Annotated in this window: 21 protein-coding genes, 1 pseudogene and 1 riboswitch; of the genes and pseudogenes, 17 read left to right on the top strand and 5 right to left on the bottom strand. The window is 46.0% G+C overall.

The genetic code is table 11. The annotated features are described in order from the left end of the window. A partial coding sequence (locus tag AC3Y23_RS21470) for an RCC1 domain-containing protein (protein ID WP_379202810.1) occupies window positions 1–575 on the top strand: 575 nt, incomplete at its 5' end. A 777-nt stretch (window positions 576–1,352) separates the two neighbouring features. Here AC3Y23_RS21470 and AC3Y23_RS21465 read toward each other — a convergent pair. Beyond that, on the bottom strand, window positions 1,353–2,342 hold the full coding sequence (locus AC3Y23_RS21465) for a DGQHR domain-containing protein (RefSeq protein ID WP_379202808.1): 990 nt from the start codon (window positions 2,340–2,342) through the stop codon (window positions 1,353–1,355). Window positions 2,343–2,487: 145 nt separating this feature from the next. Here AC3Y23_RS21465 and AC3Y23_RS21460 point away from each other — a divergent pair, with 145 nt between their 5' ends. Continuing rightward, window positions 2,488–2,862 (top strand): helix-turn-helix domain-containing protein, encoded by a 375-nt coding sequence (locus AC3Y23_RS21460; RefSeq protein WP_379202806.1) that lies wholly within the window; start codon window positions 2,488–2,490, stop codon window positions 2,860–2,862. 356 nt (window positions 2,863–3,218) lie between these two features. Here the strand turns inward: AC3Y23_RS21460 and AC3Y23_RS21455 are convergent, their stop codons facing one another. From AC3Y23_RS21455 to AC3Y23_RS21440, 4 genes are read right to left on the bottom strand one after another with little or no spacing between them, the layout of a single operon-like run. After that, window positions 3,219–4,019 (bottom strand): hypothetical protein, encoded by an 801-nt coding sequence (locus AC3Y23_RS21455; RefSeq protein ID WP_379202804.1) that lies wholly within the window; start codon window positions 4,017–4,019, stop codon window positions 3,219–3,221. Further along, a complete protein-coding gene (locus AC3Y23_RS21450; protein WP_379202802.1) occupies window positions 4,012–5,799 on the bottom strand; it encodes a hypothetical protein in 1,788 nt (595 codons plus the stop codon). The genes AC3Y23_RS21455 and AC3Y23_RS21450 overlap by 8 nt, the downstream gene beginning before the upstream one ends. Before the next feature lie 17 nt (window positions 5,800–5,816). Further along, complete coding sequence (locus AC3Y23_RS21445) at window positions 5,817–8,543, bottom strand: hypothetical protein (protein ID WP_379202800.1); 2,727 nt, start codon at window positions 8,541–8,543, stop codon at window positions 5,817–5,819. A 5-nt stretch (window positions 8,544–8,548) separates the two neighbouring features. Continuing rightward, entirely contained in the window at window positions 8,549–9,850 is a 1,302-nt protein-coding gene (locus AC3Y23_RS21440) for a hypothetical protein (protein ID WP_379202798.1), read from the bottom strand. Between the two features lie 371 nt (window positions 9,851–10,221). On the opposite strand from AC3Y23_RS21440, the gene AC3Y23_RS21435 reads away from it, so the two are divergent. The 15 genes and pseudogenes from AC3Y23_RS21435 to AC3Y23_RS21365 all read left to right on the top strand — a co-directional run bounded on the left by AC3Y23_RS21435 (window position 10,222) and on the right by AC3Y23_RS21365 (window position 25,254). Further along, complete coding sequence (locus AC3Y23_RS21435; RefSeq protein WP_379202796.1) at window positions 10,222–10,965, top strand: 5'-3' exonuclease; 744 nt, start codon at window positions 10,222–10,224, stop codon at window positions 10,963–10,965. A gap of 209 nt (window positions 10,966–11,174) precedes the next feature. Beyond that, window positions 11,175–12,140, top strand: a complete 966-nt coding sequence (locus tag AC3Y23_RS21430) for a DMT family transporter (RefSeq protein WP_379202794.1) — start codon at window positions 11,175–11,177, stop codon at window positions 12,138–12,140. Between the two features lie 136 nt (window positions 12,141–12,276). Next, a riboswitch (cobalamin riboswitch) is annotated at window positions 12,277–12,465 on the top strand. A gap of 266 nt (window positions 12,466–12,731) precedes the next feature. Next, window positions 12,732–13,496, top strand: a complete 765-nt coding sequence (locus AC3Y23_RS21425) for an energy-coupling factor ABC transporter permease (RefSeq protein ID WP_379202792.1) — start codon at window positions 12,732–12,734, stop codon at window positions 13,494–13,496. Further along, entirely contained in the window at window positions 13,497–13,793 is a 297-nt protein-coding gene (locus AC3Y23_RS21420; RefSeq protein ID WP_379202790.1) for an energy-coupling factor ABC transporter substrate-binding protein, read from the top strand. Further along, the gene (cbiQ, locus tag AC3Y23_RS21415) at window positions 13,777–14,568 is read left to right on the top strand and encodes a cobalt ECF transporter T component CbiQ (protein ID WP_379202788.1); all 792 of its coding nucleotides are present in this window, start codon (window positions 13,777–13,779) and stop codon (window positions 14,566–14,568) included. The genes AC3Y23_RS21420 and cbiQ overlap by 17 nt, the downstream gene beginning before the upstream one ends. A 44-nt stretch (window positions 14,569–14,612) precedes the next feature. After that, a complete protein-coding gene (locus AC3Y23_RS21410; protein ID WP_379202786.1) occupies window positions 14,613–15,491 on the top strand; it encodes an energy-coupling factor ABC transporter ATP-binding protein in 879 nt (292 codons plus the stop codon). 16 nt (window positions 15,492–15,507) lie between these two features. Beyond that, window positions 15,508–16,339, top strand: a pseudogene (gene cobJ, locus AC3Y23_RS21405) (precorrin-3B C(17)-methyltransferase); the annotation flags it as partial. A 137-nt stretch (window positions 16,340–16,476) separates the two neighbouring features. Then, entirely contained in the window at window positions 16,477–18,414 is a 1,938-nt protein-coding gene (locus tag AC3Y23_RS21400) for a sirohydrochlorin chelatase (protein ID WP_483874852.1), read from the top strand. After that, the gene (cobK, locus tag AC3Y23_RS21395; protein ID WP_379202784.1) at window positions 18,414–19,199 is read left to right on the top strand and encodes a precorrin-6A reductase; all 786 of its coding nucleotides are present in this window, start codon (window positions 18,414–18,416) and stop codon (window positions 19,197–19,199) included. The genes AC3Y23_RS21400 and cobK overlap by 1 nt, the downstream gene beginning before the upstream one ends. A 10-nt stretch (window positions 19,200–19,209) precedes the next feature. Continuing rightward, entirely contained in the window at window positions 19,210–19,875 is a 666-nt protein-coding gene (locus AC3Y23_RS21390; RefSeq protein ID WP_379202782.1) for a precorrin-8X methylmutase, read from the top strand. A 165-nt stretch (window positions 19,876–20,040) separates the two neighbouring features. Further along, window positions 20,041–21,138, top strand: a complete 1,098-nt coding sequence (locus tag AC3Y23_RS21385) for a cobalt-precorrin-5B (C(1))-methyltransferase (protein WP_379202826.1) — start codon at window positions 20,041–20,043, stop codon at window positions 21,136–21,138. Next, window positions 21,131–22,378 (top strand): precorrin-6y C5,15-methyltransferase (decarboxylating) subunit CbiE, encoded by a 1,248-nt coding sequence (cbiE, locus tag AC3Y23_RS21380; protein WP_379202780.1) that lies wholly within the window; start codon window positions 21,131–21,133, stop codon window positions 22,376–22,378. Before AC3Y23_RS21385 ends, cbiE begins: the two co-directional genes overlap by 8 nt. A 284-nt stretch (window positions 22,379–22,662) precedes the next feature. Next, on the top strand, window positions 22,663–23,370 hold the full coding sequence (gene cobI, locus AC3Y23_RS21375) for a precorrin-2 C(20)-methyltransferase (protein WP_379202824.1): 708 nt from the start codon (window positions 22,663–22,665) through the stop codon (window positions 23,368–23,370). Continuing rightward, window positions 23,367–24,164, top strand: coding sequence for a precorrin-4 C(11)-methyltransferase (cobM, locus tag AC3Y23_RS21370; protein ID WP_379202778.1), 798 nt, complete (start codon window positions 23,367–23,369; stop codon window positions 24,162–24,164). Before cobI ends, cobM begins: the two co-directional genes overlap by 4 nt. Then, window positions 24,112–25,254 carry a cobalt-precorrin 5A hydrolase gene (locus tag AC3Y23_RS21365; RefSeq protein WP_379202776.1) on the top strand — a complete coding sequence of 381 codons (1,143 nt, stop codon included), beginning with the start codon at window positions 24,112–24,114 and terminating at the stop codon, window positions 25,252–25,254. The genes cobM and AC3Y23_RS21365 overlap by 53 nt, the downstream gene beginning before the upstream one ends. The last annotated feature ends 187 nt before the right edge of the window (window positions 25,255–25,441 follow it).

Raw genomic sequence — 25,441 nt, 5'->3', positions numbered from 1 at the left:
AGAGTGACGGCAGTGTGTGGACGTGGGGAAGTAATGCTTATGGTCAACTGGGCGATGGAAGTACCGTTACACGGTATGCTCCGGTGCAGGTGAGCGGTCTGAGCGGCGTGAAAAGCATCGCCGGAGGTAGCAGCCACAGTTTGGCGATGAAGAATGACGGCAGTGTATGGGCATGGGGAAATAACGCCTCTGGCCAACTGGGCGACGGTAGCACCGTGCAGCGGACCATTCCGGTTGCCGTTGTGTCGAATAGCGCACCAGTAGTGACGGTAACAACACCGTCAGGAACGCAGGCAAGTCCAACGGTGTTCAATATTACGAAACCGACGATTGGATGGACCCAGGTGGATGCAGCCATGACGACCTTTACGGGCTACCAGGTGCAGGTGCTGGACGAGTCGGGAGTAGTGATACTGGATTCGGGAGTACAGGCAACGAATACACTTCTAACCAGCAATACGTGGACGGTAACCACAGCACTTTCAACCTTTAAAAAGTTGCAAGTACGGGTGAAAGTCACCGACGGTGCGGCATGGTCCGAATGGTCAGCCGTTACTTGGATGATTTTACAATAAAACTTTGTGAACTTTCTGCTGAGATATTATCTAGATAATTACCAATCTAGTAACTCATATCACTAAGCAAGTGGGAATTTACAGAAGGATGTATGATGTTGTGCGGAATTTAAAAAGGAGAATCTGAATTTAGAGCATTTAACCCCATCGTTTCCGATGGGGTTTTGCTTGTACTAGCAAATGAATGAGGGGCTTAGTATTGGAACAAAATCTTATGTGGAGAGTATCAAGAAAGCTCTGGGCTAACTGGTGATGTTATACGTACTGAGATAATTTTAAGGTTGACTAAGCAAACAGCCGACCTTGGGGCAGTATTAAAAGATCTAAGATAAAACCTAGCCCATCTGCTATCTCCAACTAACCGAGGCAAAGAGGTATCTCCAACCGTCGTACCATTGGATACGACTTCGAGTGTAGTTCCCTCATTCTCGATTGATTCTACTCGTAAACTACCAAGCGGAGGTCAAGTACTAGTTTGTATAGATCACACTTTACTTAATTACTAAATCAAGTAAAGTTGGATTAATTATATAATAAACAGCGATCAAGAATATACCAGCATGGGTTCGATTTTAATTAGTAAGTCGTATTTTTTAAAGATAGTTTGATCGATTTCTTTAATCATTGTATGCAATCATTTAAGAAATTAAGGCTTAGGTCATATAATCAGTTGTCTTAAATAATTTTTCGAAAAGTGAATATTTAGGTAGGTAAGATGATTAAATACAATTGTTACTTTCAGTGATATTACTTACGTAAGAGTAAAAAAGTTCCATCTTATAAAAGCATTATATCAGTAAGATCAACTGACAAAGATTTTGACCCACTAATCCCCTTCAAATACTTTAGTGGACCATTAGAAGACCAATCCATTGACTGAAGTTTTTTTATGTGCTTATGCATTGTGTTGTAGTCGATTCTCCCGCGCTCATTTAAGCTGTTTGTCAAGACTTTAGATCCAGCTATAGAAAGAGCATCCAGACAAACGATATGAGTGATACGATACTCCCCGTAATTAATCCATTCTTTAGAAAAGAGATCTTTAATAGCGCGGTAGTAGTTTAAAGCGATTTGATACTTTTCCTCATTAGTTATTCCTAACAATTTTTGTTCTTTAAATAATAATTGAATTGTCCGATAGAGGTTTTGTAAAGTAACGTGACGTCCGCGAGTACGTTTGCCAACGATGCTACCTATGTTATGAAATGGACTTTCAGGTCGTGTGATCAGTTCTGTAGAAATCCAACTGTACTCATCAGAATTTCGGCGTAAGTATTTACTGAGAGAAGTTCCGATTCCTTTAGCTTTTGTATTGATTGTATCAAACAACTGAATTTCTTCTTCTTCATCAAGATGATGGAAAGCTAAAAATGGAATGTTTAACTCAGCATGTGTTTCTTGAACATATCGTTCCACTCCGCCCAGACGATGCTGACCATCCATAAGCGATGCTTTTCCTTTACAAACAATTCTTCCATAGTTAGTTCTGACGTTATCGTATGGAGAGAACTCCCAATTTCCCGCAGCATTTAATAATACTGGCGTAAACAAAGCATCATCACCTTTAGATAAGTAAATCGCAAAGTCGGTACTTCGTTTTGAATCTATAGGTCTTTGATAACCTTTTCCTGCTGGGTGATTATAGTGTTTTACATAGGTGACATTCAATGCGGTACTAGCAGGCATGTAGCTTTGGTAAGCAACCTTGCCACGCATTTTATATTGCAGAACATTTTCGATTACTATTGGCCTTGGTAAGGTGCTCATATAAGTAAATCCCCTTTTAGAAATTGATACAGTATAAAAAATAATATAGACCTTAAATTATATATTTACAAATAGAAATATATAACATGAGTATCTGTAACCTAAGGATCAACTTACCTACTCTAAAAGAGAGGTGGTTGTTATCGTGACTATTCATATTACTGAATATGTAGGAGAGAGAATAAGAGCACTACGTAAGAGCAAGGATTATACTCAAGAACAACTAGGTGAGAAAGTAGGATTGCCTCAGCCTTATATTGGTGGGGTGGAGCGGGGAGAACGAAATATATCTTTAGAAACCCTCGAGAGGATACTAGAAGCCCTTGAATGTCTCCCTAATGATTTTTTCAGGTATTACACCGGAGAGCGTCTGTCGGATGATGAAAGGGCAAGAAAAGTCATTCTGGACAGTTTAAATGAGGTGCTTACTAAAAGGTCAGTGCATGACATACAGATGATTGAACAACTCGTACAAAAAGTGTTAATTACTATAGACTCACATATTGGAAACGTTAATTAAATGAGAAGAAATCAAGATGATAGGATATTAAAAAAACGCGTTAAGATGCGATAAAGCGTACTCCGTAAAATAGAAAAAGGAATAAACCCCTGGTTTATCTCATGAATTTCTAATATGTGCTTTTTTACCTCAGAGGGCTAAAGTTTAAACACTTCCAGCATCATTATAATTTAGAGACGATTAGACTTCATCTTCAAGAGGATTGGAGATATCGTAAGATTCGAGGCCAACTCTTATAAGAGTTGGCCTCGAATCTTGCACTGTTAGTTAATACGTGCTTCCTTAAAAATTATGATGAAATTCTGATTTTCGTCGTTAAAAAGAGAATTTTGATTAAAAGATTCTTTTTATTGGACTTAATCAAAGTCGTATTCTTTTTCATAACTAGATACTTTGATGTTGGTTTGTTTAGATCGATATTCATCAAGACTTGCAATTGAGAGGGTTTTCTTTGAGTTATTATTAAAGAGTGAATAAAAAGAGCTTGGGTCTCCGCTAAAGGTATCACGAAGTGCACGCTCTACTATGTTGGACCTACCTTTACCGGTATTTAATTGATTTTCAAGTGGAACATCTCGTGAATAACTGTATTCAAACAACTTAAATAAAGTATCTTGAAGTGCTTGATTTTGTTTTTCAATTCGTTTCTTTTCTTTTTTTATTTCCGAAATATTTCCCAGTAATTCTTCCACCTTTTCTTCTAACTTTTTCTCTCTTGATAGACATGATTTAATTAGTTTCTCAAAACGATTCAAATGCATCTTTAACAGTGTGGGACTATTTTTGTGCATTTCAATTATTGTATCAATCTTGGGAATGTGCTGTTCAACTGTATTTGCTTTTGAGACGGTCTCTGATAATAAATTATTTACTGCGTCTATCCTTTGTCTCCCTTGATATTGAGGTTTTCTCCAGAAATCATCACTTAATTTAATATTTTTATATATTTTTTTTTTAGGTAGTTCGTCTGTTTTTGGATCAATCAATTGATAATACATTTTGTTTGTAAATAATGGATCTTTAATATTCCAAAGATGAAATGCAAAGTCACGTACACCACTGTATTCGATCTCACCAGTGATATTATTTAAAGCTATATAACGATGTATTATTTCATCAATTATTTCTTCGCCATAGATTCTTGTTTTATTAGCCATTTTCATCAACCGTACTTTTTTCTAAGTTGAATAAGAAAGTGGAACGTTTAAGAAGTTGATCATTTAACTTTTTCTGAGTTGAAAGTACATTATCAGCAATTTGAGTATTTAACTCACCTTTATGAACAAAGCGATGTGTATCTTTTAAAAAGGCGAATAGATCATGGATTTGATTGTCACATTCGTTAATAAATTGTTGTATTTCATTATTCTTTTCTCTAAATTCCTCTGCACTGATTCTCCAATAGTTACAGTGTGAACAATGGGATTTACAAGCTTGTAACGGGTCTGTACAATAACCTAATTTTAATTTATTCGTGACCGAACTTGTTGTAGGTCTAAGGACGAACTTATGTTTAAATGCGGCGTCTAATCTGTTAGATAAAGTATGAGTTTCACAATTGTACTGAATAACATCACTGCTTATGTTAGTATTTGTTTTGATTCCAAGTCTAAAGGTCTTTAGCAATTTTTGAGTTTCCTCTTCAATCCAGTACTCCTCATGATTTTGGTAATTTGCTTGTGTTTCAAGGATAAGATGCCCTCCAAATCTAGCAATCTCAGGTTTACTCCAACCTTGTGCAAGCATATTTATAAACGCTATGTGCCTTGAGTCAATCGCGCGTACTCGTATAAGATCGCTATTACATTCATACACAACCTGAGTGGATTTCCTTCCAACAGGTGCTAGATTAGAGTATGAAAAACCGTAATATCCTTGTATTATTTCAGAATAGAATCTCTCAATTAGGCTTTGTAAGTCAGGGGTTAGGAAATAGTCATTGGACCTTTTTCGACACATAATATTCATTGAGTTTTTCAACGTTTTTTCATATGCCAAACGAGACAAAAAGGTTTTTCTGCTTTTGTGATTAAAGCGTGCGATGACATGGCTATATTCATTTAGTAGTTCTTCGATATGTCTTGGGATTAATATTTTGTCTATGATTTGCTTCCGGTTCTTATTTTTTCTTCCTTTCAATCTCGGGAGTTTTAAATAACACTTTTCATTTTCATAAAGCATACAATCAGTCTCAATGGCACAAAATTCGAATGGACGTAAGGGAATCACTGTAGTTATTCTCCACCATAACAGTATTGGGAAAAAGTGGATATACTCCTTACTCTTAGTATCTACATTTTCAAAATAATCTTCTAACATCTTAGAGAACTTTAGAATATCTAAGCCAGACGGAATTAGTCTAGACTTGTTTTGTTTTTTTAGATTCCTTAAAACTCTACCTAGTTTATCTGAGTACAGGTGCTCTTTATCTATTTCTTCATAAAAAGATAAAAAATTCAACACTGAGATAACTTTTTGCCTTTTTGGGCTATCTTGCAATGCTAAAGAGGCAAGGAATATGGAATAGTCTTCTACACTGTTTTTGGCAAATGCATTTGTAACTAGAAGAGCTTCTTTTACATGATTAAAGTATGTTTCGACGGATGTGGCACGCAAATTATCCTTTACTATTCTGTGTAATACCCAGCATTTAAGTGCGGTTTTTACGTTTTCAATGTCTAGATGTTTAACAAAAGTAAGGGAATCGAGAAAATTAAAATCCATAGTTTCTGTGCAACCGGAAATATTATTATAGAAATGCCATTTATTTGACTCGTAATTAATATCAAGTGCATGAATATTATTCAAGTCCTCAATTAACTGATATGCTTCCATTCTGGAAAAATTGTAATCAAATACTTCTGAAGTCTCAAAAACAATTTCATCAAGAAAATCGATATTATACAGATATTTAGCTGCTAGAGCTTTAATACTCAAATAAATTCCTCATCTCACTATATAGATTGGTATTGTTTAATAGGGCCTATAAGTTTTAATTTATTATTTATTCCTGTGGCAAACATAGCGACTTCATCTTTCCCATACTTATCCTGAGCATATTTTAAAAGCTGTAAATCAATAGCTAACCAATTAGCCATCCTTGTTTTTTCAGCATTTGGCTGCTCTTCTAACAAAGTGTTTTGAATAATCTCTATTTTCCTAAAGATTCTTTCGACTACTGATGATAGTGCATAGAAATGCGGAATGGATAGTGGGCATTGACCACAATCTCTTCCAGGGAACTTACATTCATACTCTGATATTAGACATTGATAGTTTTTTTGTTTACTTGGTAACTGACCTGTTATTAATCTGCCATAAATATCTTTGATTTCCGTAGGTGACATCTCCTTAATAATTCCGCGTACTATATCCTTATATTCCTCATTTTCGTTAAAAAAAGCACTGGAAGCATGAGTCTTGACCTGAAGTACAACATTAATAAACCCGGCTGTTTCTTCAATTTTGTATATATCACCTAAGTCCTCTATAATTGTTTTTATTTGTTTAGTGCGGTGGTGCTCTGAAGTTGCCTCTCCAAAAAGTATTTCAGCAAATGCATCAGGAATATGACCAAAGATATCTCTATCAAAGAGTTGCAATGAGATTTCGTCTAAACGTTGTTGGGGAATATCTATATAAATGTCAGTTGTTTCAAAATTTGCATGGCTTCTTAATATCCTAAGATACTCGGTGTCTTTTTCATTACCATATTTAGTCTGAATAAACTGTACAAGGCTTATCACTGTTCTATTCATCAGTCTATTTTTAAATAGGAAATCACTTCTTGAATAAAACCTAAAAAACAATTTAAAAGGTTTACTCAGTAGTTTTCGACCACTAATATCACATATGTTGAAAATCACCTTATCGGCGGTATTATCTATTGCTTTAGTTTTTAGTGTGCAGATTAGATAAGAAGTAACAAAAGCTCTTTCTAGTTGAGGAGCACAGAAGAAGAGACGCTCGGCTCCTGTTTTACTTACGATCATAGGTGAAGCTTTTATTCTAAAGATAATTTTTTTTATATCAGAGTCACTGATGTCGTTATTCTGTAACCATTGTAAGTCTAAAATATCAGTACCTTCTAAACTAATTATAGGGAGATCAAGACAGTCGCTATGCCTCCATGCATTATTTAAATGCAGCAAAACATACAACCAAGCGGAATCATAATTATCGGATGTGCAGTTATGTTTTGTTAATCGAATAGCTGAGTTTATTGCAGAGTGCTTATGCAACTCAATGTTTATGGAATGTTTAAATAAATCTGAGTATTCGTCAAATGTTAAGCATTTTTTGTCATGAGAAGATTTGCGTTCTAGTTTCCTGGGATTTATAAGACGAGCAATGTTAGAAGGTTTAATATTACTTTTCATCTCGATGACTTTGAAGACGAATTGTATAAAATCATATAATTTTTCCCTAATATGTCTGTGTATCTGTGAATTTGTTAGAATAAGATTAATATCATTTGATGAGCACTCATAAATTTCTTTCTTTATAAAGTTAACGAGTACTTCTGTTGTTTTCACGAGAGTTCTGATATAACTTGTTATTGTGTAAGACTGATTTCCTGGGCGTTGGAGTTTGTCTGATATGAATTCTGACCAAAGTTTCTTGGTTATTGGAGGAATATGGTCTATATCAATTTGCAAAACCTGTAATTGCCTATTGAATTCATAAGGTGCATGTGTGATTGTTGACTCAAAGATTAAGCTCTTTCTAATTTGGCTTTCCATATAAAAGTTATGAACATCCTCTTTTTTGTACAACCATTTACCACTATTGCGAAAATGCCAACTAAGGTAGGGAGGTATTTCGATTTTTTTTATAGAACTAGTTTTATTGAAAAAATCCCTGTTTTTATCTGGATGTAAAGTATGAATATCTAGAAAGCTGTAGTAATTTTGACTGAGTATTTGAAACTCATATTCTTGACGCTGAATCAGTGTAGCAACATCTTCTTTCTTGAAATATTTTATATTACCTTTTTTTAAAGATGGGGAAAGGATATTCTGTTTTACGATAACCTTAAAATACTTCAGTGATAAATGTGCTAATTCCATAACTTGATTAGACATAAGATATCCATCAACATTAAAATCTGGAAGTTTTCTATCTGTTTTAGGCTTAAAATTATGTATTGCTTCCATTAAATCGTTTCTACGGACATATCTAGCTTTTCCGGTTGAACCTATCGAAAATATTTTTAGCAACGGTCGTCTCTTTAACCAATGACTGAAAATAGTTCGGTCGGGCGTACCTTTTATCTCCCTGGCTTCTTCTAACGTAATGAAGTCACGCTGAAGCTCTTCAAATTCTCTTCGATTAAAAAAAAGTCTCCTGTCAAAAGCTCCATACAAAGGTTCCCTGATTTCTATTACTCTCATAAAATTTTTTTGGTCAAAATTTTTATTTTTATCTTCGTAAGTTTTTACATAATTATAAAAAGCTTGGTTATCAAGATGGAGTGCTTCAAATACTTCTTTGAAGTAAATGTACTCTTCATGAAATTTATTGAATTCATCAAGTGCACCCTTCATTGACTCTTTGCATATCAAGGTGGGAAGGCCGCCGCCACCTTTTTCTATCACTATTAGCTTTCTTGCTTTAATCAAGCGATCAATCATTCTCGCTGAAAAGCCTGTTTGTCTTGATACTTCCGCTATTGATATCATTGTGTCTAAATCACCTCCGTATTCCAATCCTCTAAGAATGCTCGACTCTTTTCAGCATTTATTACAGCTTGAGAAAGCTGAGTAATGGCTCTATTCATTTTCTGCATACCTGTTAGTTCTTCAACGTATACCATAACAGAGCTATCAAAAGTATCACCTCGGGCATTAGCTGTTTGTCGAACATTTAATCCCAAATCATCTAAACAAATATTTGTAAAAACCCCCCTTAAAGTATGAGTGTTAAAAACTTTGGAGGTTAAATAAGTGTACTCGTCAAAACGTTTTTGTATTAATAATCGTTCAATAAATTTAGAAACAACGCGTTTGAATTTTTCTTCATAAGTTTTTCCCGTCATTGGACTACCAAATTTATTAACAAAAAGTGCATCATCCACTGGGAATTTCTTGGGTGCTTTACGTGATTTTATAGAATTTAAATGTCCAAGATACAGTAGATTCATATATTCACTAGGTATAATAATTTGATGACGACATTTCTTTACTGCTTCCTTTGACAGATTTCTCTTATCTTTAAATAAATGTTCTTGCCTATCATCAATATCTACAACTAATGAGTTACCAGAATACCTTAAACTGCTAGTTACTAGATTTACCACTTCACCTCTTCTTAGCCCCCCAAATCCCTGTAGACCCAGTCCGAAGGCGATGTCTTTACACGACTTTAAACTTAATGCTGTATCGATAAATTCAACTAGTAATTGCTGTCTGTTCTCGCCAAAGTCTCTTAATTCTTTCTTTGGTGTGGAATTTCGCGCATTTCTATTCATCCTTACAAATGGGGTTGAATATTTTTCGTGTCCCTTTTCGTCTATGTATGTGTTTATAAATAGATTTTCATTAATAATCCCTTGCTTTTGAAGAAAGACATAAAGAGCAATTAAAACATATTCCTTACGATCCACTGTTTCCCTGTTAATGGGTTTACCATGCTTATTTAATTGTATCTCTTGGTTTTGTAGAAACTTTGCCCCATGAACAAAGGAAAGTCCAAAAAGACCGTGTTCGAATAATTCTAGGAAATCCTTCTCTCCCGAATTAGTCATAATCAATAAATAATTTAAAAATTGGCAAACAGTACTCGCTACTTGCCTTTCTCTCTCTAAAGACATTGATTTACTTCTATAATCAATAAGAAATTCGGTGATAGGATGAGGATACGCTATTTTGCTGTAGGTATTAAAAAATGCGATTTCGTAGACTCTAATATTAAATCCACGAGATCGTGAATATTCTTTATCAAGTGTTGTTAACCTATAAATATACTTGCCTGATGTAGTAAATGTCATTCAAAGGCGCTCTCCTTTTTTGTGAAATAAAAACAAAAAACGCATGGAGAAAAAGACGGTCTCATTCGAGTTCCGTTCTAATTTTCTTCATGCGTCGCGTGACCTGAAGTCGTACTGCTAAAGTCTCCCATAGGGTGGAAAAATGGACCGTAGCTACTCCCATATGCTATTTAATGAAATATATATAGATATAATTCTTAAAACCTAAAAGTACTTGAACTTCGTTCTGCGGAGTCTGCCTCGCACTGAGGCTGTAGCCCCTATTTTAATACCAATTCTATGTTTATTCAATATATACACTATTAATTTTCCCAAGATGATATAATATGGGATAAATCCAGATAATAAAATCCTTGATATGAAGGGTTTATTTGATAAATTTTTCGTTTGAAAAAAATAATCCCTGTGACAGGTTATATAATGACGGCTATAAATCCAACCGGGCGGAGCCGCCGCTGGAGCTGATTCCCCAGTTCGATCTAGTGAAGGAAGTTGTAGCAGAGCTTGGCGTACCCAACGTCGGGCTGGTAGGCTATGAGGCCGATGATTGCATCGGTACACTGGCAGCCGGTTATGGTGAAGAATCTGAGGTTTACATTATTACCGGAGATCACGACATGCTTCAGCTTGTTACGGACAACGTGAAGGTCGTGATTATGAAAAAAGGCCGTTCCAACTATAAGGTGTATGATCCGGCGGAACTGCTGGAGGATAAAGGTCTTACGCCTGCCCAGGTCATAGATTTGAAAGGCTTTATGGGCGACACAAGCGACAATTATCCTGGCGTTCGCGGCATCGGCGAGAAAACGGCACTTAAGCTGCTAACTGATTATGGTACGGTCGAAGGCGTTATCGAGAATTTGCAGCTGCTGCCTAAGGGAGTGCGAGCCAAGATCGAAGCCGATCTCGATATGCTGCATCTATCACGGGAACTGGCAGAGATCCGCTGTGATGTTCCGGTGGTCTGCACGTTGGACGAGTGCCTGTGGGCGCTTCAGCATGAATCTGCGGCTCGTAAATTCAAAGAGCTGGAATTCGGCAGCCTGATGCACCTAATTGCCGAGATTCAGGAAGAAGAAGGTATTGTGCAGATCGAGCTTGGCGATTTGGGCTAGAGTAATACAAAGTTAGAGTCTAGTGAAAAGCCCTGCAGTGCAGGGCTTTTTGGTATGCTGCAAGGGAGAGTGGCGGGGGGAATCCGCTAATAACCCAGTTTGTATCGGTATAGATGCGGTACATATGAATTGTGGCTACTTCGCTCTGATTGCATAGTATATTGAGTTCAATGTTTGGACACCACATTTATTTTCCGGGGGTAGCACGCATGAAGTCCAGAAACAGCAATACGTCGGCCTATCTGGCCGCTATTCTTTATGCCTCAATTATTGGTTTTTCCTTTTTGTTCGTCAAAATGACGGTCACCGAGGCCAATCCGCTGGATGTGCTAGCGCATCGCTTCGCTATTGGCTGGATCGCAGTGGCCGTACCCTTTCTCTTCCGCTGGGTCAAACTCCGTTTCACCTGGAGTGATGTTCGCAGACTGCTCCCGTTGGGCCTGTTATCTCCAGTGCTGTTCTTTGCGCTTCAGGCGTTCGGTCTAATGAGTGCTTCTTCTTCGGAAGCAGGCATCATTCTGGCGATGGTTCCGCTGTTTACCGCGCCGATCGCGGCTTTTTTTCTTAAAGAACGAACGAATGTTATCCAGAAGCTGTCCATCCTGCTGTCTGTATCGGGTGTTATTTTCATCTTCGCGATGAAGGGAGGCGCTGGCTGGAGTGGCAATAATGTGGCTGGACTGGTGTTACTGGTGCTGTCTGCACTGAGTATGGCAGGTTTCAGTGTGCTGGCAAGGCCGTTGACACGGAAGTATACGCCTTTGGAGATCTCTTTTGTTACTATGGCTATGGGCTTTATTTTGTTCGTGGCTGCTGCTTTGATCAGGCATGGAACGGCAGGCACACTGAATGTCTTCTTCCAGCCGTTCGCAGATTCCAAGTATTTGCTGGCTCTGCTGTATCTGGGTATCCTGTCTACAGTGATTAGCAACCTGTTGTCCACTTATGCGCTAGCCCGGCTAGAAGCTTCCAAGGTCAGCGTCTTCAATAACCTGTCTACGCTAATCTCTATAATCGCCGGAGCCATGATTCTGCACGAAGAACTGACGGTGGCACATATTATTGGCACCTTCATGATTATTACAGGGGTGCTTGGCACCAACTTCGGAAAGCTTCCTTGGAAGTCCAGAGGTGATGCTGCGTCGCTGAATGCGGGAAAAAGCCCGGGTGCCTGATTTTGAGTAAAGAGCTGATTCATCATCTATTACGGATGGGAACGGCTCTTTTTTTTTGAATGTAAATTGGAAGGAATTCCTAACCCCCACTTTTATCACAGACACGTAATGCCAAGTCCGCTATGATGTACAAGATCAATTAGCGATAAAACAAGGTGCCCTTGGATGCCAAGGGGTAACAGGGAATCGGGTGCAACTCCCGAGCGGTCCCGCCACTGTATAGGAGAGCCGTTCTTCACCAGGTCACTCGAAGCAAGATTGGGGAAGACGAAGAGCCGGCGTTATCATCCGAAGCCAGGAGACCTACCTTGTTTTCGCACACCAAGACTCTACGCGGATAGGAGCGGTGTACGAATTGACGGAAGAGCTGAAGGCGGCAAGCGGCCCATGCAATGGCGGACTGTGGATAAGTTCCCTTTGCACAAGGTGACTGCTAGTTTCTGCTGTCTTGAACGGAGTGAGACTGGAATGTGAATTCCGAGCCCATCCCTCTCTTTCGTAAGCAATGGCGTACATAGATCTCCCACCTGTTAGGGTGGGCTTTTTTGGCTTTCAAAGCTTACAAATGAACTTAACGTGGAGGGAAATGGGATGAAACAACGCAGGATGTGGAGTTTTATGCTGCTGGTCGCCGGATTTACCGTGTATTTGCTATTTAATGAACCGGGAACTGCACAGGCCATGCACATTATGGAGGGATTTCTGCCAGTGGGCTGGGCGCTGTTCTGGTGGGCGGCATTTCTGCCGTTCTTTATTCTAGGAATTATGAGGTTGAAAAAAATGACGAAGGACAATCCGGAGCTGAAGCTGCTTCTGGGCTTGTCCGGGGCCTTCACTTTTGTACTGTCAGCACTCAAGATGCCTTCTGTCACAGGAAGCAGCTCTCATCCGACGGGAACCGGTCTTGGTGCAATTATGCTTGGTCCGCTGCCCATGGGCGTTATTGGCTCAATTGTGCTGCTCTTTCAGGCGCTGCTGCTTGCCCATGGTGGAATTACTACGCTTGGTGCGAACGCCTTCTCGATGGCGGTGGCTGGTCCTTTTGCCGGCTATGCGGCGTACAAACTGATTATGGGGACGACCCAGCGCGAAAAACTCGCGGTATTCAGTGCGGCAGCCATCGCGGATCTTATGACCTATGTGGTCACCTCAGTCCAGCTGGCAGTAGCATTTCCGGCTGCCGATGGCGGGGTGATGGCTTCGTTCATGAAGTTCGGAAGCATCTTTGCCATCACGCAAATTCCGCTTGCCATCAGTGAAGGATTGTTGACTGTGCTGCTCTGGAACTGGCTGAAATCTTATAGCCCGCATGAGCTGTCTTTACTGAAACGCCAAACGAAAGGGGCCCAATCCTAAATGAGTGCCAAATGGAAAAATGCCTGGATGCTTCTGGCAGTCGTTCTGCTGGTTGTACTGCCGTTACTGTTTGTAGAAGGGGAATTTGGCGGGGCTGATGATGCTGCAGAAGGCGCGATCACAGAAATTGATCCTTCATATACCCCTTGGTTCAAGCCGCTGACGGAGCTGCCGGGAGAGACCGAAAGTATGCTATTCGCCTTACAGGCGGCTATCGGTGCCGGGGTGATTGGCTATACGATCGGTCTGCTCAAAGGAAGACAAGGCAAGCAGAAGCTGAATGATCAGAAGAATTGACGCTGTCTCCTATGGCAATGCTTTTCGCAGCCTGTCTCCGATGTGGAAAAGCGGATTCGCCGCAGTCATGTTCGTGCTGTCCTTTGTTCTGGACCCAGCTTTACAACTAGCTATTTCACTATGGCTGATGATCTGGTGCATCTTCTATGCCAAGATCCCGATTCAGTTATACGGGATGCTGCTGGGTTCCGCATTGCTGTTCTACTTGATCAGTCTGCCAGTCCTTGTAGTAGAGATCGGCCGTCCGGCAGCCGGAGAGGCAATGGTGGTAATGCCGTTGCCAGGATCTTCACTCTCGCTCTATATGACGGCTGCTGGACTATGGCGAGGTGGGCTGCTGCTGGCAAGAGTGGCAGCTTGTCTGTCGTGCTTCTTTTTTCTGATTCTTACCACGCCGTTTGGCGAACTGCTACAGGTGCTCAGCAGATTGCGGATGCCGCAGATTGTACTAGAACTGATGCTGATCATGTATCGTTTTTTATTTTTGCTCAGCGACACCGCACATGGCATGATGCTGGCCCGGCGATTGCGCGGTGGCACAAGGGGATTTATGCCCAAGCTGCGAGAGGCTGCGGGGATGGCTGGCGTTTTGTTCGCAAAGACGGTTCAGCGATACCATGGTCTATCTCAAGGGATTTTGACCAGAGGGTTTGCTGGCGATATTGTTTTACCGCCCTGTGAGACCCGTCCGGTTCCGGTTCGGTATGCTATTGAGGCTTACATCGGAATGACTGTATTGGTACTCGTTCAGAGCTGGTTGGCCTGGCGATTGTGAATACCGTTGATCCCATCATTTGGGGTCGATAAAGGAGAATCATCATGAATAACTCAAGTCTGGCTTTTGAGGAAGTGGTGTTCCGGTACCCGGACACGAGGGAGCCTGCATTGCAGGGACTGACTGCGTCCATTCCTAAAGGTTCCAGAACAGCTGTGCTGGGCCATAACGGATCGGGTAAGTCCACGCTATTTCTACACGCGGTGGGTATTCTCCGGCCGCAGCAGGGAGTTGTGAGGAAGGATGAGGCAAGGCTGTCCTATGCCCCCAAAGACCTGGCTTCCCTGCGCCGCAGCGTCGGGCTGGTGTTCCAAGACCCGGAGCAGCAGCTGATTTTAAACACGCCTCTTGAGGATGTATCGTTTGGGCTGCGGGGTTGCGGTATGGCTGAACCTATGATCAAGCTGCGCTGCCGCGAGGTACTGGAACGGCTGAACTTAACAGAGCTAGGAGATAAGCCTATCCACCAGCTTAGTCTGGGACAGAAAAAACGGACGGCGCTGGCCGGTGTGCTGGCGATGGAACCAGAACTGATCCTGCTAGATGAGCCAACAGCTTATCTGGACCCTATGTCCGAAACGCTGTTGCTGGAGGCGCTTGATGATATACATGCCCGAAAGGGAACTACACTGGTCATGGCTACACATGACATGAATCTGGCTTACCACTGGGCGGACTGGATTATTGTCCTGGATAAGGGAATATGCAGGGCGTGTGGCAGGCCAGAAGAGTTGTTTGCCAGCCGGGAGATAATGCAGACCATCGGTCTGGGTTTACCGTTGCTGGCTGATGTATGGCAGAGCTTGCCGCCGGAGCTGATATCGGGGCAGAAGGCGCCCCGGACTGCGGATGAGTTCAAGGCTGCTCTGAGTGCACTGCTTACAAGTATTGAGAGGCGAGGAAGTACGGTAACGAGATTATAAAGGGACGAGGAGAATTATGGATAAACAGGGCAAGCTGCTGATCATCGGTTTTGGACCCGGTGCAATGGAACATATTACGGGTCGGGCACTGGCGGCAATAGAAGAAAGCGAAGCGGTAATCGGCTACAACACCTATGTTGAGCTTATCAAGCCACTGCTGCGGCATCAGGAAATAGTCGGCACAGGCATGACGGAAGAGATCAGCCGGGCGCAGGAAGCTGTACGCAGAGCAGAGACAGGACAGACTGTTGCTGTAATATCCAGCGGGGATGCCGGTGTATACGGCATGGCCGGACTGGTGTATGAGGTGTTAATTGAACGGGGCTGGAACCCGGAAAAGGGGATCCAGGTCGAGGTGATTCCCGGCATATCCGCCATCCAATCATGCTCATCGTTGCTTGGCGCACCGATTATGCATGACGCTTGCACGATTAGTCTCAGCGACCATCTTACACCATGGGAGAGCATTGCGACCAGAGTGGAGGCGGCAGCGGCAGCGGATTTTGTTATCGCGTTCTATAATCCGCGCAGCGGGAGGCGGACCCGGCAGATCGAGGAGGCCCGGAACATTCTACTGCGTTATCGCGAGCCTGGAACGCCGGTCGGCATTGTCAAAAGCGCCTATCGTGATCGACAGCAGACCGTCGTAACCACACTCGAGGACATGTTGGAGCATGAGATTGGCATGCTGTCTACTGTCATTATCGGCAACTCGGCGACGACGGTTTTCGAGGGGATCATGATTACCCCGCGCGGATATGAGCGCAAGTACAGCCTTGGCGCGGAGACACAGGCGCTGAAGCCTCACGAGCGGCTGCGGACCTCGGCGGAGCCGTGGTCATTGACCGCGTCAGAGGGAGTCACCGGGCAGCGGGGCGAAGCCGTTGCTTGTCACCCTGCAGCAGGAGGAGCAACCTGCGCAAAGGCAGTACAAGTAGAGGGCACACCCCAAGTGTTCCCGGCCTTGAAGCAGTCAGCAGCGATAATGGCTGCAGAGGGTGGAGAGGCTGAGGCAAGGATCTTCACAGCGGAGCTGGAAGTCTTGCCTCCAGTGGGCAGCCGGACATTGACGGGGGCTCAGTTGGCGCTGCTTGCAGAAGTGGCGGGACCAGCGGGCCAGGTTACCCATACACGAGAAGGGCATTTCCTGCTCCGCAGCATAGCGTGCCGACCACAAGAGCTTGCCCGCAAGCTTCTCGGGGCAGGAATGCGTGTCATGCAGCAGGGGAGCTTCGTGCATGTGGAGACCTGCGGCTTCTGCGAGGGCCGGAGAGCAGGCGGCCTGGGTGCGGCCATAAGATTGAATTATCTTCTGGCCGGACAGCCGGTGCCAAGGGAACTTAGAATCCAGGTCAACGGTTGCGGGATGACCTGCAATTCTGCAGTGCTAGATGACATCGGGGTGGTCTACTCCAAGGGCAGCTTTGAGCTGTATCTCGGGGGCAAGAAATCCGGACGCAGTCCCCAAGCGGGTACTCTTGCCGGCCAGGGGATGAACGAGGATGAAGTCATTGAAGCCGTTATGGCGGTTGTAGGGAGATACCGTGAGCTGGCGACGGAGAACGAGCGTTTCCATACCTTTTTTGCGAGGGTGGGGCTTGCAGGAATATGTTTAGGTTCAGATCATGAGGCGAAGGTCACGAAAGTCGAGACGGCTGTGAGAACAGTATTGCTGGTAGGGCATGGCAGCAGAGTGGCGGAAGGCAACGATGAATTAAGGGCGTTCGCGAATTTGCTGGCAAGACGCAGACCAGAGCTGAAGTTCGAGACCTGCTTCATTGAATTGGCCGGTCCTTCCATAGCCAAAGGTATTGAGAACTGCGTGCAGGGTGGGGCAACTGCGATATATGTGGTGCCGATTATTTTGTTCGCGGCTGGACATTCCAAGCTGGATATTCCTCAGGCGATCGATCAGGCCAAGGCTCGGTACCCTGGTGTTGATTTCATCTATGGACGCCCAATCGGTGTGCAGGATAGGGCGGTGGAGATTCTGTTGGACCGGATCTCCGAAGCTGTGCCAGTGATTCCTTCAAAACAGCCGAATCCACAGAAAGAGGTTTCAGTTGAGAAAAAGGTGAACATTCCCGACGAGGAGACGGTAGTTCTGCTCATGGGCCGCGGTGGGAGTGACCCTGATGCCAACAGCGATTTTTGCAAGTTAAGCCGTTTACTCTGGGAACAAACCTCCTATAAAAGTGTTGAGAGCTGCTTTATTGCCATTGCCAAGCCTTCCCTTGCAGCGGGGCTGGAACGCTGTCTGCTGCTAGGCGCGCGTAAAATCATCGTGCTGCCGTATCTACTGTTTACCGGCGTATTAATCAGGCAGTTCAATGAAAGGGTGGCAGCCTTTGCCGCTGAACATCCTGACATCGAAGTGGAAATCGGCAGTTATCTGGGTGCTCACCCGCTGCTGGTGGAGATGCTGGAAGAGCGAATCGATGAGACTCTGAATGGCCGCAGCCATGCCAATTGCGACAACTGTAAGTACCGTACCGAAGCAGGGGTGCACCACCACCACCATGGACATGACCATCACCATGAGAATGGATGCGGACATGATCACAGCCATGGACATGATCATCATCATGAGAATGGAGGTGGACATGGTCACAACCATGGACATGACCATCATCATGAGAATGGATGCGGACATAATCATAGCCATGGACATGAGCACCACCATGATGAGCATGATCATACTAACGGTCACAGTCAGTGCCAGGGGCATTATGACTTCAATCACGGTTCTGTCCATCATCGTTACTGTCAGATGCACTCCGACGATCGAGAAAGAGATCATGGTCCCGAACATTGCAATTGTGCCGGTGACCACCAGGAGTGCCCGAAGGAAGAGCAAGAGGTGTCCGGACAGCTTGATCGCATCGGCCAGCCGGTCTCCGGTTCGGGAACGGGATCACGCTGATGATATTTATTTTGTGCGGCACGAGCGACGCTCGGGAGCTGGCCTTGATGCTCACGCGGAATGGCCTGCCGCTGCTGACATCGGTCGTGACGCCAAGCGCGGCAGATTCGCTGCGCGAAGCCGGTCTGAATACGCGTGTTGGCAGGTTGGACCAAGGCTGCATGACTGCTTTGTTGCGGGAGGGTAGATTCCGTGCTGTCGTGGACGCAAGTCATCCGTTTGCGCTTGAGGCTCATGCCAATGCAGCGGCAGCGGCAGCTTCCCTTGGCTTACCCTATCTCCGCTATGAGCGGAGAAGCCTTACTTATGCAAGTCATCCGAGGCTGCTGTCTGTCTCTTCCTATGCGGAAGCTGCCGTCAAAGCGCGGGAGCTGAAAGGCTCCGTGATGCTGACTACCGGCGGGAAGACGCTGGAGATCTTTGCCGAAGCATTGCTGGGTGATCCTGAGATTACGCTGACGGTGCGCCTGCTTCCATGCCTGGAGAACATGGAGAAATGTCTCGCTTTGGGGATAGAGCAGCGGAATATTATTGCAATGCAGGGTCCTTTTTCACGTGAATTAAATGAGGCTTTGTACCGCCAATACGGCACAACGGTGATGGTTACGAAGGAAAGCGGAGCAGAGGGATCTGTGGATGAAAAGGTGTACTCAGCCCTGGAAATGGGGCTGTCTGTTATCTTAATTACCCGGCCAGAGCCGTTAACTAATGAGGTATACGATTCTTTTGAAGATATGTCCACAGCGCTCGGCCGATGGCTTCAGGAGAGTAAATCAGAGAAATGAGGGATCCGAAATGGATTTTGGAACTAAGTTCAAGCCGCTGACCGTGCAGCCGCAGGAGATCGAAAGTCTCAGCTTCCGGATGATTACCGAAGAGCTGGGAGCGCATGATTTTAGCCCGGAGCAGTATCCTGTAGTGCAGCGGATCATCCATGCATCGGCGGATTTCGAGCTAGGCCGCAGTCTGGTATTTCATCCCGAGGCGTTGCAGTCCGGCATAGCAGCAATTTTGCAGGGCCAGCCGGTGATAGCCGATGTGGAGATGGTGAGAGCTGGAATCGCCAAGGAACGAATCGGGAGATATGGTGGGGAAGTGCGAGTGCATATTTCCGATCCAGAGGTGGTGGAGGAAGCGAAACGGCTGGAGACTACCCGAGCGATTATTGCTGTCCGTAAAGCTTGCTTGGAGGCCCCGGAAGGCATCTATGTGATCGGCAATGCTCCCACTGCCCTGCTTGAACTGATCCGTCTGGTCAAAGAAGGTGCAGCCCGGCCAAGCCTTGTTATTGGAATGCCGGTGGGATTCGTCTCCGCCGCCGAGTCGAAGGATGAACTGCGCAAGCTGAACATCCCTTATATCACGAATATTGGGCGAAAAGGGGGCAGCACCGTCGTAGTCGCCGCAGTTAACGCGTTGACGCTGCTAGCCGTAAAGCATGCCGCAGAGCGGAAGCTTTGACGCAGAATCTCACAATTAAGCTGCTAAGCCGCGTCCAAGAAATCTTGTGCCGGTGGCTCATCAATAATCAGTCGTGGAGGAAACGTTATGCTGGAGAAGTCTCAGAATCTGATGAATTCCAAGAGTCGCCCGGGGAACGGCGGCGAGGCCAGCGGAAATTCAGAGATGCGTGGTCATGAGACCCCGCCGCTGCGCCGCGGCTACACAACCGGCGCCTGCGCAGCCGCCGCCGCCAAAGGGGCAGCCCTGCTGCTAATCACCGGCGATGCTTCCGAGACTGTAGATATCGATCTTCCGGCAGGCTTCCGTCATACCTTTCAACTAACCGGCTGGCAAAGGCATGGTACATCTTTGGCTGTCTGCGCTACGGTAAAGGACGCTGGAGATGATCCTGATGCGACCCACCGGGCCTGGATTGAGGCTGCTGTAAGCTGGCGGGAAGACCAAGGGATTGAAATTGACGGCGGTCAAGGCGTGGGTCGGGTAACGAAGCCGGGACTGCCGATGCCTGTCGGTGAAGCGGCTATTAATCCGGTGCCGAGAGCAATGATCCGGGAAGCCGTTGCTGGCGTACTGGAAGAACATGGGGCGGCGAGAGGTGTGCGGGTAGTCATTAGCGTACCAGAAGGTGAAGCTATTGCACAGAAGACACTCAATCCCCGGTTAGGTATCGTTGGCGGCATTTCCATTCTCGGCACGCGGGGTGTGGTTACGCCCTTCTCAACAGAGGCCTACAAGGCGAGTGTAAAGCAGGCAATCTCTGTTGCTGCAGCCGCTGGAAACCGTGAGATCGTCCTGACGACCGGAGGCAGCAGCGAGAAGTATGCTATGGCAATGTTTCCAGATCTTCCGGAGGAAGCTTTTATCCAAATGGGTGAATATGTTGGCTTCTCTCTTGAACATGCCAAAGCTTACGGCATCGTCAAGATAACACTCGTCGGGATGGCTGGCAAGTATTCCAAGGTAGCGCAAGGAGCCATGCTGATTCACTCCAAGAATGCGCCTGTTGATTTCTCTTTTTTGTCACGGATTGCACAGGAGGCTGGTGCGGATAGGCAATTGACTGCACAAGTAGAGGCTGCCAATACCGCATCACAGGTCGTGGACCTGATGATAGAAGCTGGGAACTTGGTTTTTTTTGAACAACTGTGTCTCCATGCCTGTAGACATTGTCTAAGCCATATGGGCGGAGGAGCGGTAGTGGAGATGGTGCTGATCACGATGAAGGGCAGAGTGCTGGGAAGGGCGGAAATCCGTGGATAACGTAATTTATATCATCGGCATTGGAGAAGATGGCGCCGGAGGACTGGCCCCGGAGAGTCTGAAAAAAGTGCTGGAAAGCGATGTGCTGCTCGGCGGGGAGCGGCAATTGTCTTTTTTTGGACAGTATACTGGGGACAAAATTGTGCTCAAGGGCGGACTGCAGGCCTTTACCGATAAGCTGGAGAAGCTGTGGAAGAACCGGAAGACAGTCGTGTTGGCATCGGGAGACCCGTTATTTTTTGGCATTGCGACCGCTCTTGTGCACAAATTCGGGGCGGAGAATGTCGAGGTTATTCCGCATTACAGCAGTGTGCAGCTGGCTTTTGCCCGGCTTGGGGACAGCTGGCAGGATGCGGAGCTGGTGAGCCTGCACGGACGGCCAATTCACGGTCTGGCACAGCGGATTGACGGCAAGGCCAAGGTCGCGATCCTGACCGATGCGGTCAATCATCCAGCGGTGATCGCCAGTTATTTGTTGGAGTTCAGTATGATGGAATATGAAGCTTTCGTCTGTGAACGGCTGGGCAGCCGGGAGGAAAGATGCGGGTTCTGGGAGCTGGAAGAACTGAAGGGACTGGATCGTGGTCATTTTGCTTCCCTTAATGTAGTTATATTGCGGCATAAGCCCGGGAATGTTGTCGCAGCCCGGCGAGGCTTTGCTTATGCGGACGAGGATTTCGCGCAGCGGAGACCGGACAAGGGACTGATTACGAAGCGCGAGGTGCGCGCCTTGGTCTTGTCCGAGTTGAATCTGGGTGAGCAGGCTATTGTCTGGGATATCGGGTCCGGCTCAGGAGCAGTGGCAGTGGAGTGTGCGCGAATAGCCCGCCAGGGCCGAGTCTATGCACTGGAAAAAGAGGCAGAAAATCTGTCTAACATAGAAGAAAATCGGCGCAGGTTCCGCGCGGATTTCGAAATTATTCATAGCAAGGCACCACAGGGGCTGAAGCATTTGCCGGACCCGGATGCCGTATTTATCGGTGGCAGCGGCGGGGAACTGGCGGCCATTATCGCGCTAAGCGCTGCACGGCTGAGGCCGGAAGGAGTCATCGTCGTCGGGGCGATTACGGTCGAGACGCTGCACGGCAGTATGCAGGCGCTGGCACTGGCCGGTCTGGAGGTAAGAGTAACGATGCTCCAGGCTTCGCGCGGGAAGCCGATTCTGGATATGACCCGTTTTGAAGGGTTGAATCCCGTCTATGTGGTCAGCGGCAGGTGCAGGGGTGTACGGCGGCAGTAATCTTTTTATATACAAATGCAAGTAAGATTCGGCTATGAAAATGATGCACAGATTCCTAGTTCCTGCGAGTAAGGGTGTAGCTCTTCGCGGGGACATAGAAGTCGTTCTTTTTAACGGAAAACTATGAATTAAGGAGGGGAAAGGCTATGAGACAGCTTGATATTGAAGAAGATGTTGTGAAGCAGGCAACTATTGAGCAGATGGGGAGAGCCGCAGGACAGGAAGAGGATGATCTTTTGTGGGGAAATGAAGAGCAGTTTGTTCCTGAGGAAGGCGCTGAACAGATGGTCATCGGTACGCTTTATGGTGTAGGTGTCGGGCCAGGAGATCCCGAGTTGATTACAGTGAAAGCTTGTCGCTTACTCAAGGAATGTCCGGTGATCGCCTATCCTGCGGCCAAACATGGCGGCAAATCCTATGCACAGGAAATCGTAGATACTTACGTCAGCGGCGAGGACAAGGATATGCTTGGTTTGGTATTTCCTATGACCAAGGATCCTGTTCAGCTGGAGAATGGCTGGCGATGGACTGTGGAGTTGTGCTGGAATGAGCTGAGGCTGGGCAAAGACATTGCTTTTGTCACCGAAGGCGATCCCAATCTGTACAGCACCTTCATTCATTTGGCCCGGCTGATGCAGGAGCTTCATCCGGGAGTTCCTATAGTTTCAGTACCCGGCATTTCTTCTGTACTGGGTGCGGCCGCTGCATTGGAGCAGCCGCTCGCGGAAGGCGATCAGCGGGTGGGCATCATTCCGGCTACAGGCGACAGGGAGGCAATCAAGGAGGCGCTGCTGCACCATGACACGGTGGTGTTCCTGAAAGTAGCAAAGGTGCTCGATACCGTACTTGATGTGCTTGATGAGCTCGGACTTCACAGCAAGGCATCTGTTGTTACCAAGGTGACTTCTCCTTATGAAACGTTGTGGAAGGATGCGCGCGAGCTACGCGGACATGAACTGGAATATCTGAGTCTCATGGTGGTGAGCAAATGACGGTACTGGAGGCAAAAGTATATATCGTGGGCGCAGGTCCTGGCGATCCCGAACTGATTACTGTGAAGGGTCAGCGCATTCTTCGCTCTGCCGATCTTGTGCTCTATGCGGATTCTCTGGTTAGCGAGGAGCTGATTCGTAATGCAAAAGACGATGCAGAGATGCTGCCAAGCTCTGGCATGGATCTGGAGCAGCAGGTAGAGATTATGGTGGCGGCAGTACAGTCAGGTAAAAGCGTAGCTCGCGTCCATACGGGCGATCCGGCCATGTACGGGGCTATCCTGGAGCAGATGACCCTGCTTCGGCAATGTGGCGTAGGTTACGAGATCGTACCGGGAGTCAGCTCTGTCTTTGCTTCCGCAGCAGCAGTAGGTGCGGAGCTGACGGTGCCAGAGCTTACGCAGACAGTGATTTTGACGCGTGCGGAAGGGCGCACACCGGTTCCTGAGCGGGAGCGGTTGTCGCTGCTCGCCGCGCATCACTGTACAGTAGCGCTGTTCCTGAGCGCCGCACTGGCAGAGCAGGTCACGGCAGAGTTCCTCGCCGCTGGCTGGAGTCCTGAGACGCCGGTGGCGGTGGTCAAGCGGGCGACCTGGCCCGACCAGCAAATCCTGCGTACAACGGTGGTGAAATTGGCGGATGACTTGCGAGATGCAGGCATTACTATGCATGCCATGATCCTTGCAGGCTGGGCATTAGACCCCGCGCTGACGGAAGCGGACAGCCACCGTTCCAAGCTGTATGATAAGAGCTTTACACATGGATGCCGGGAAGGAATATCCACTGATGTCTAAGAAGTATGCAGCGGTAGCTATAACACGAAACGGTATCAAACTGGCACTGGAGCTGGGCGTGATGATGGAGGATACAGATGTATTCTGTAGCGCCAAGTATACGGAAGGCCAGGAGGGGGCGGCGGATGTCTATTCGTTCTCTGAGCCGCTTAAGGATCTGTTGTCAGAGCTGTTCTACCGTTATCAGGGACTGATTCTGTTCTTTTCACTTGGCGCGGTAGTTCGGCTTATTGCCCCATTATTGCAGGATAAAAAGACTGACCCTGCCGTTGTGGCCATGGACGAGCGTGGTGAGCATGTGATTAGTGTCCTGTCCGGCCACCTGGGCGGAGGGAATGCGCTGACTCAGCGGATTGCCGGGTTGCTGAACAGCCGTCCAGTTATCACTACAGCTTCAGATGTGCAGGGCACATTTGCAGTGGATTTGTTGGGCCGTGACTTCGGCTGGCGAGCGGACAGTTTCGATTCAATGAAAAAAGTGAGCGCAGCCATCGTTAACGGTGAGCCGGTTGTTTTTGTGCAGGAGTGCGGTGAGCCGGATTGGCTGCCTATTGGATTAAAGCTGCCGGAGAATCTCAGGATTTTTGGAAGTATCTCGGAGGTAATAGAGCAGGGGATATCGTTCTCAGCTGCCGTTATTGTAACAGACAGACAGCTTAAGGCCAAAGAAAAGGAAACTCTGCAAGCCTGTTCAGTGGTGTATCGGCCACGGAGTCTTGTGCTTGGCATCGGCTGCAATCGCGGCACCTCCATGGCTGAGCTGGAGACGGTAGTAATGACTACGCTGGAGGAGTTAAGTCTGTCTCCGGTGAGCGTGCGAAATCTGGCAACAATTGATATCAAAGGAAATGAGGCTGGACTGCTGGAATTGGGGGCCAAGTATGGCTGGAAGCTAATTACCTATCCCGCAGAACAACTGAATAAAGTAGCGCTGGATCAGCCGTCGGAGACAGTTTTCCGAGCTACGGGAGCGTACGGTGTATGTGAACCGGCTGCTTTGCTGTCCTCTGGCGCTGCAGACTGGCTGCTGCCCAAGAAAAAGAGCGGTAACGTCACGATATCGGTGACCCGGGTGGCTTTTAATACATAGTACAGCTTGGGAAGCATTTGAATTCATTGTCGGACAGGAAAGGGGGGATATGAGCATGCTTGATGAGACAGAGGGTTTGACTGAAATCACAGAGGGCGAAGGTATGTACTCTTCAGATTCAATGAGAGGAAATGATATGGATCTGTCAGATATGACCCGGGAGGGTATGTATTCGTCGGAGATGAGA

It is taken from the genome of Paenibacillus sp. MAHUQ-45 (genome assembly GCF_058133325.1).
This window is presented reverse-complemented; position numbering and strand designations above follow the sequence as displayed.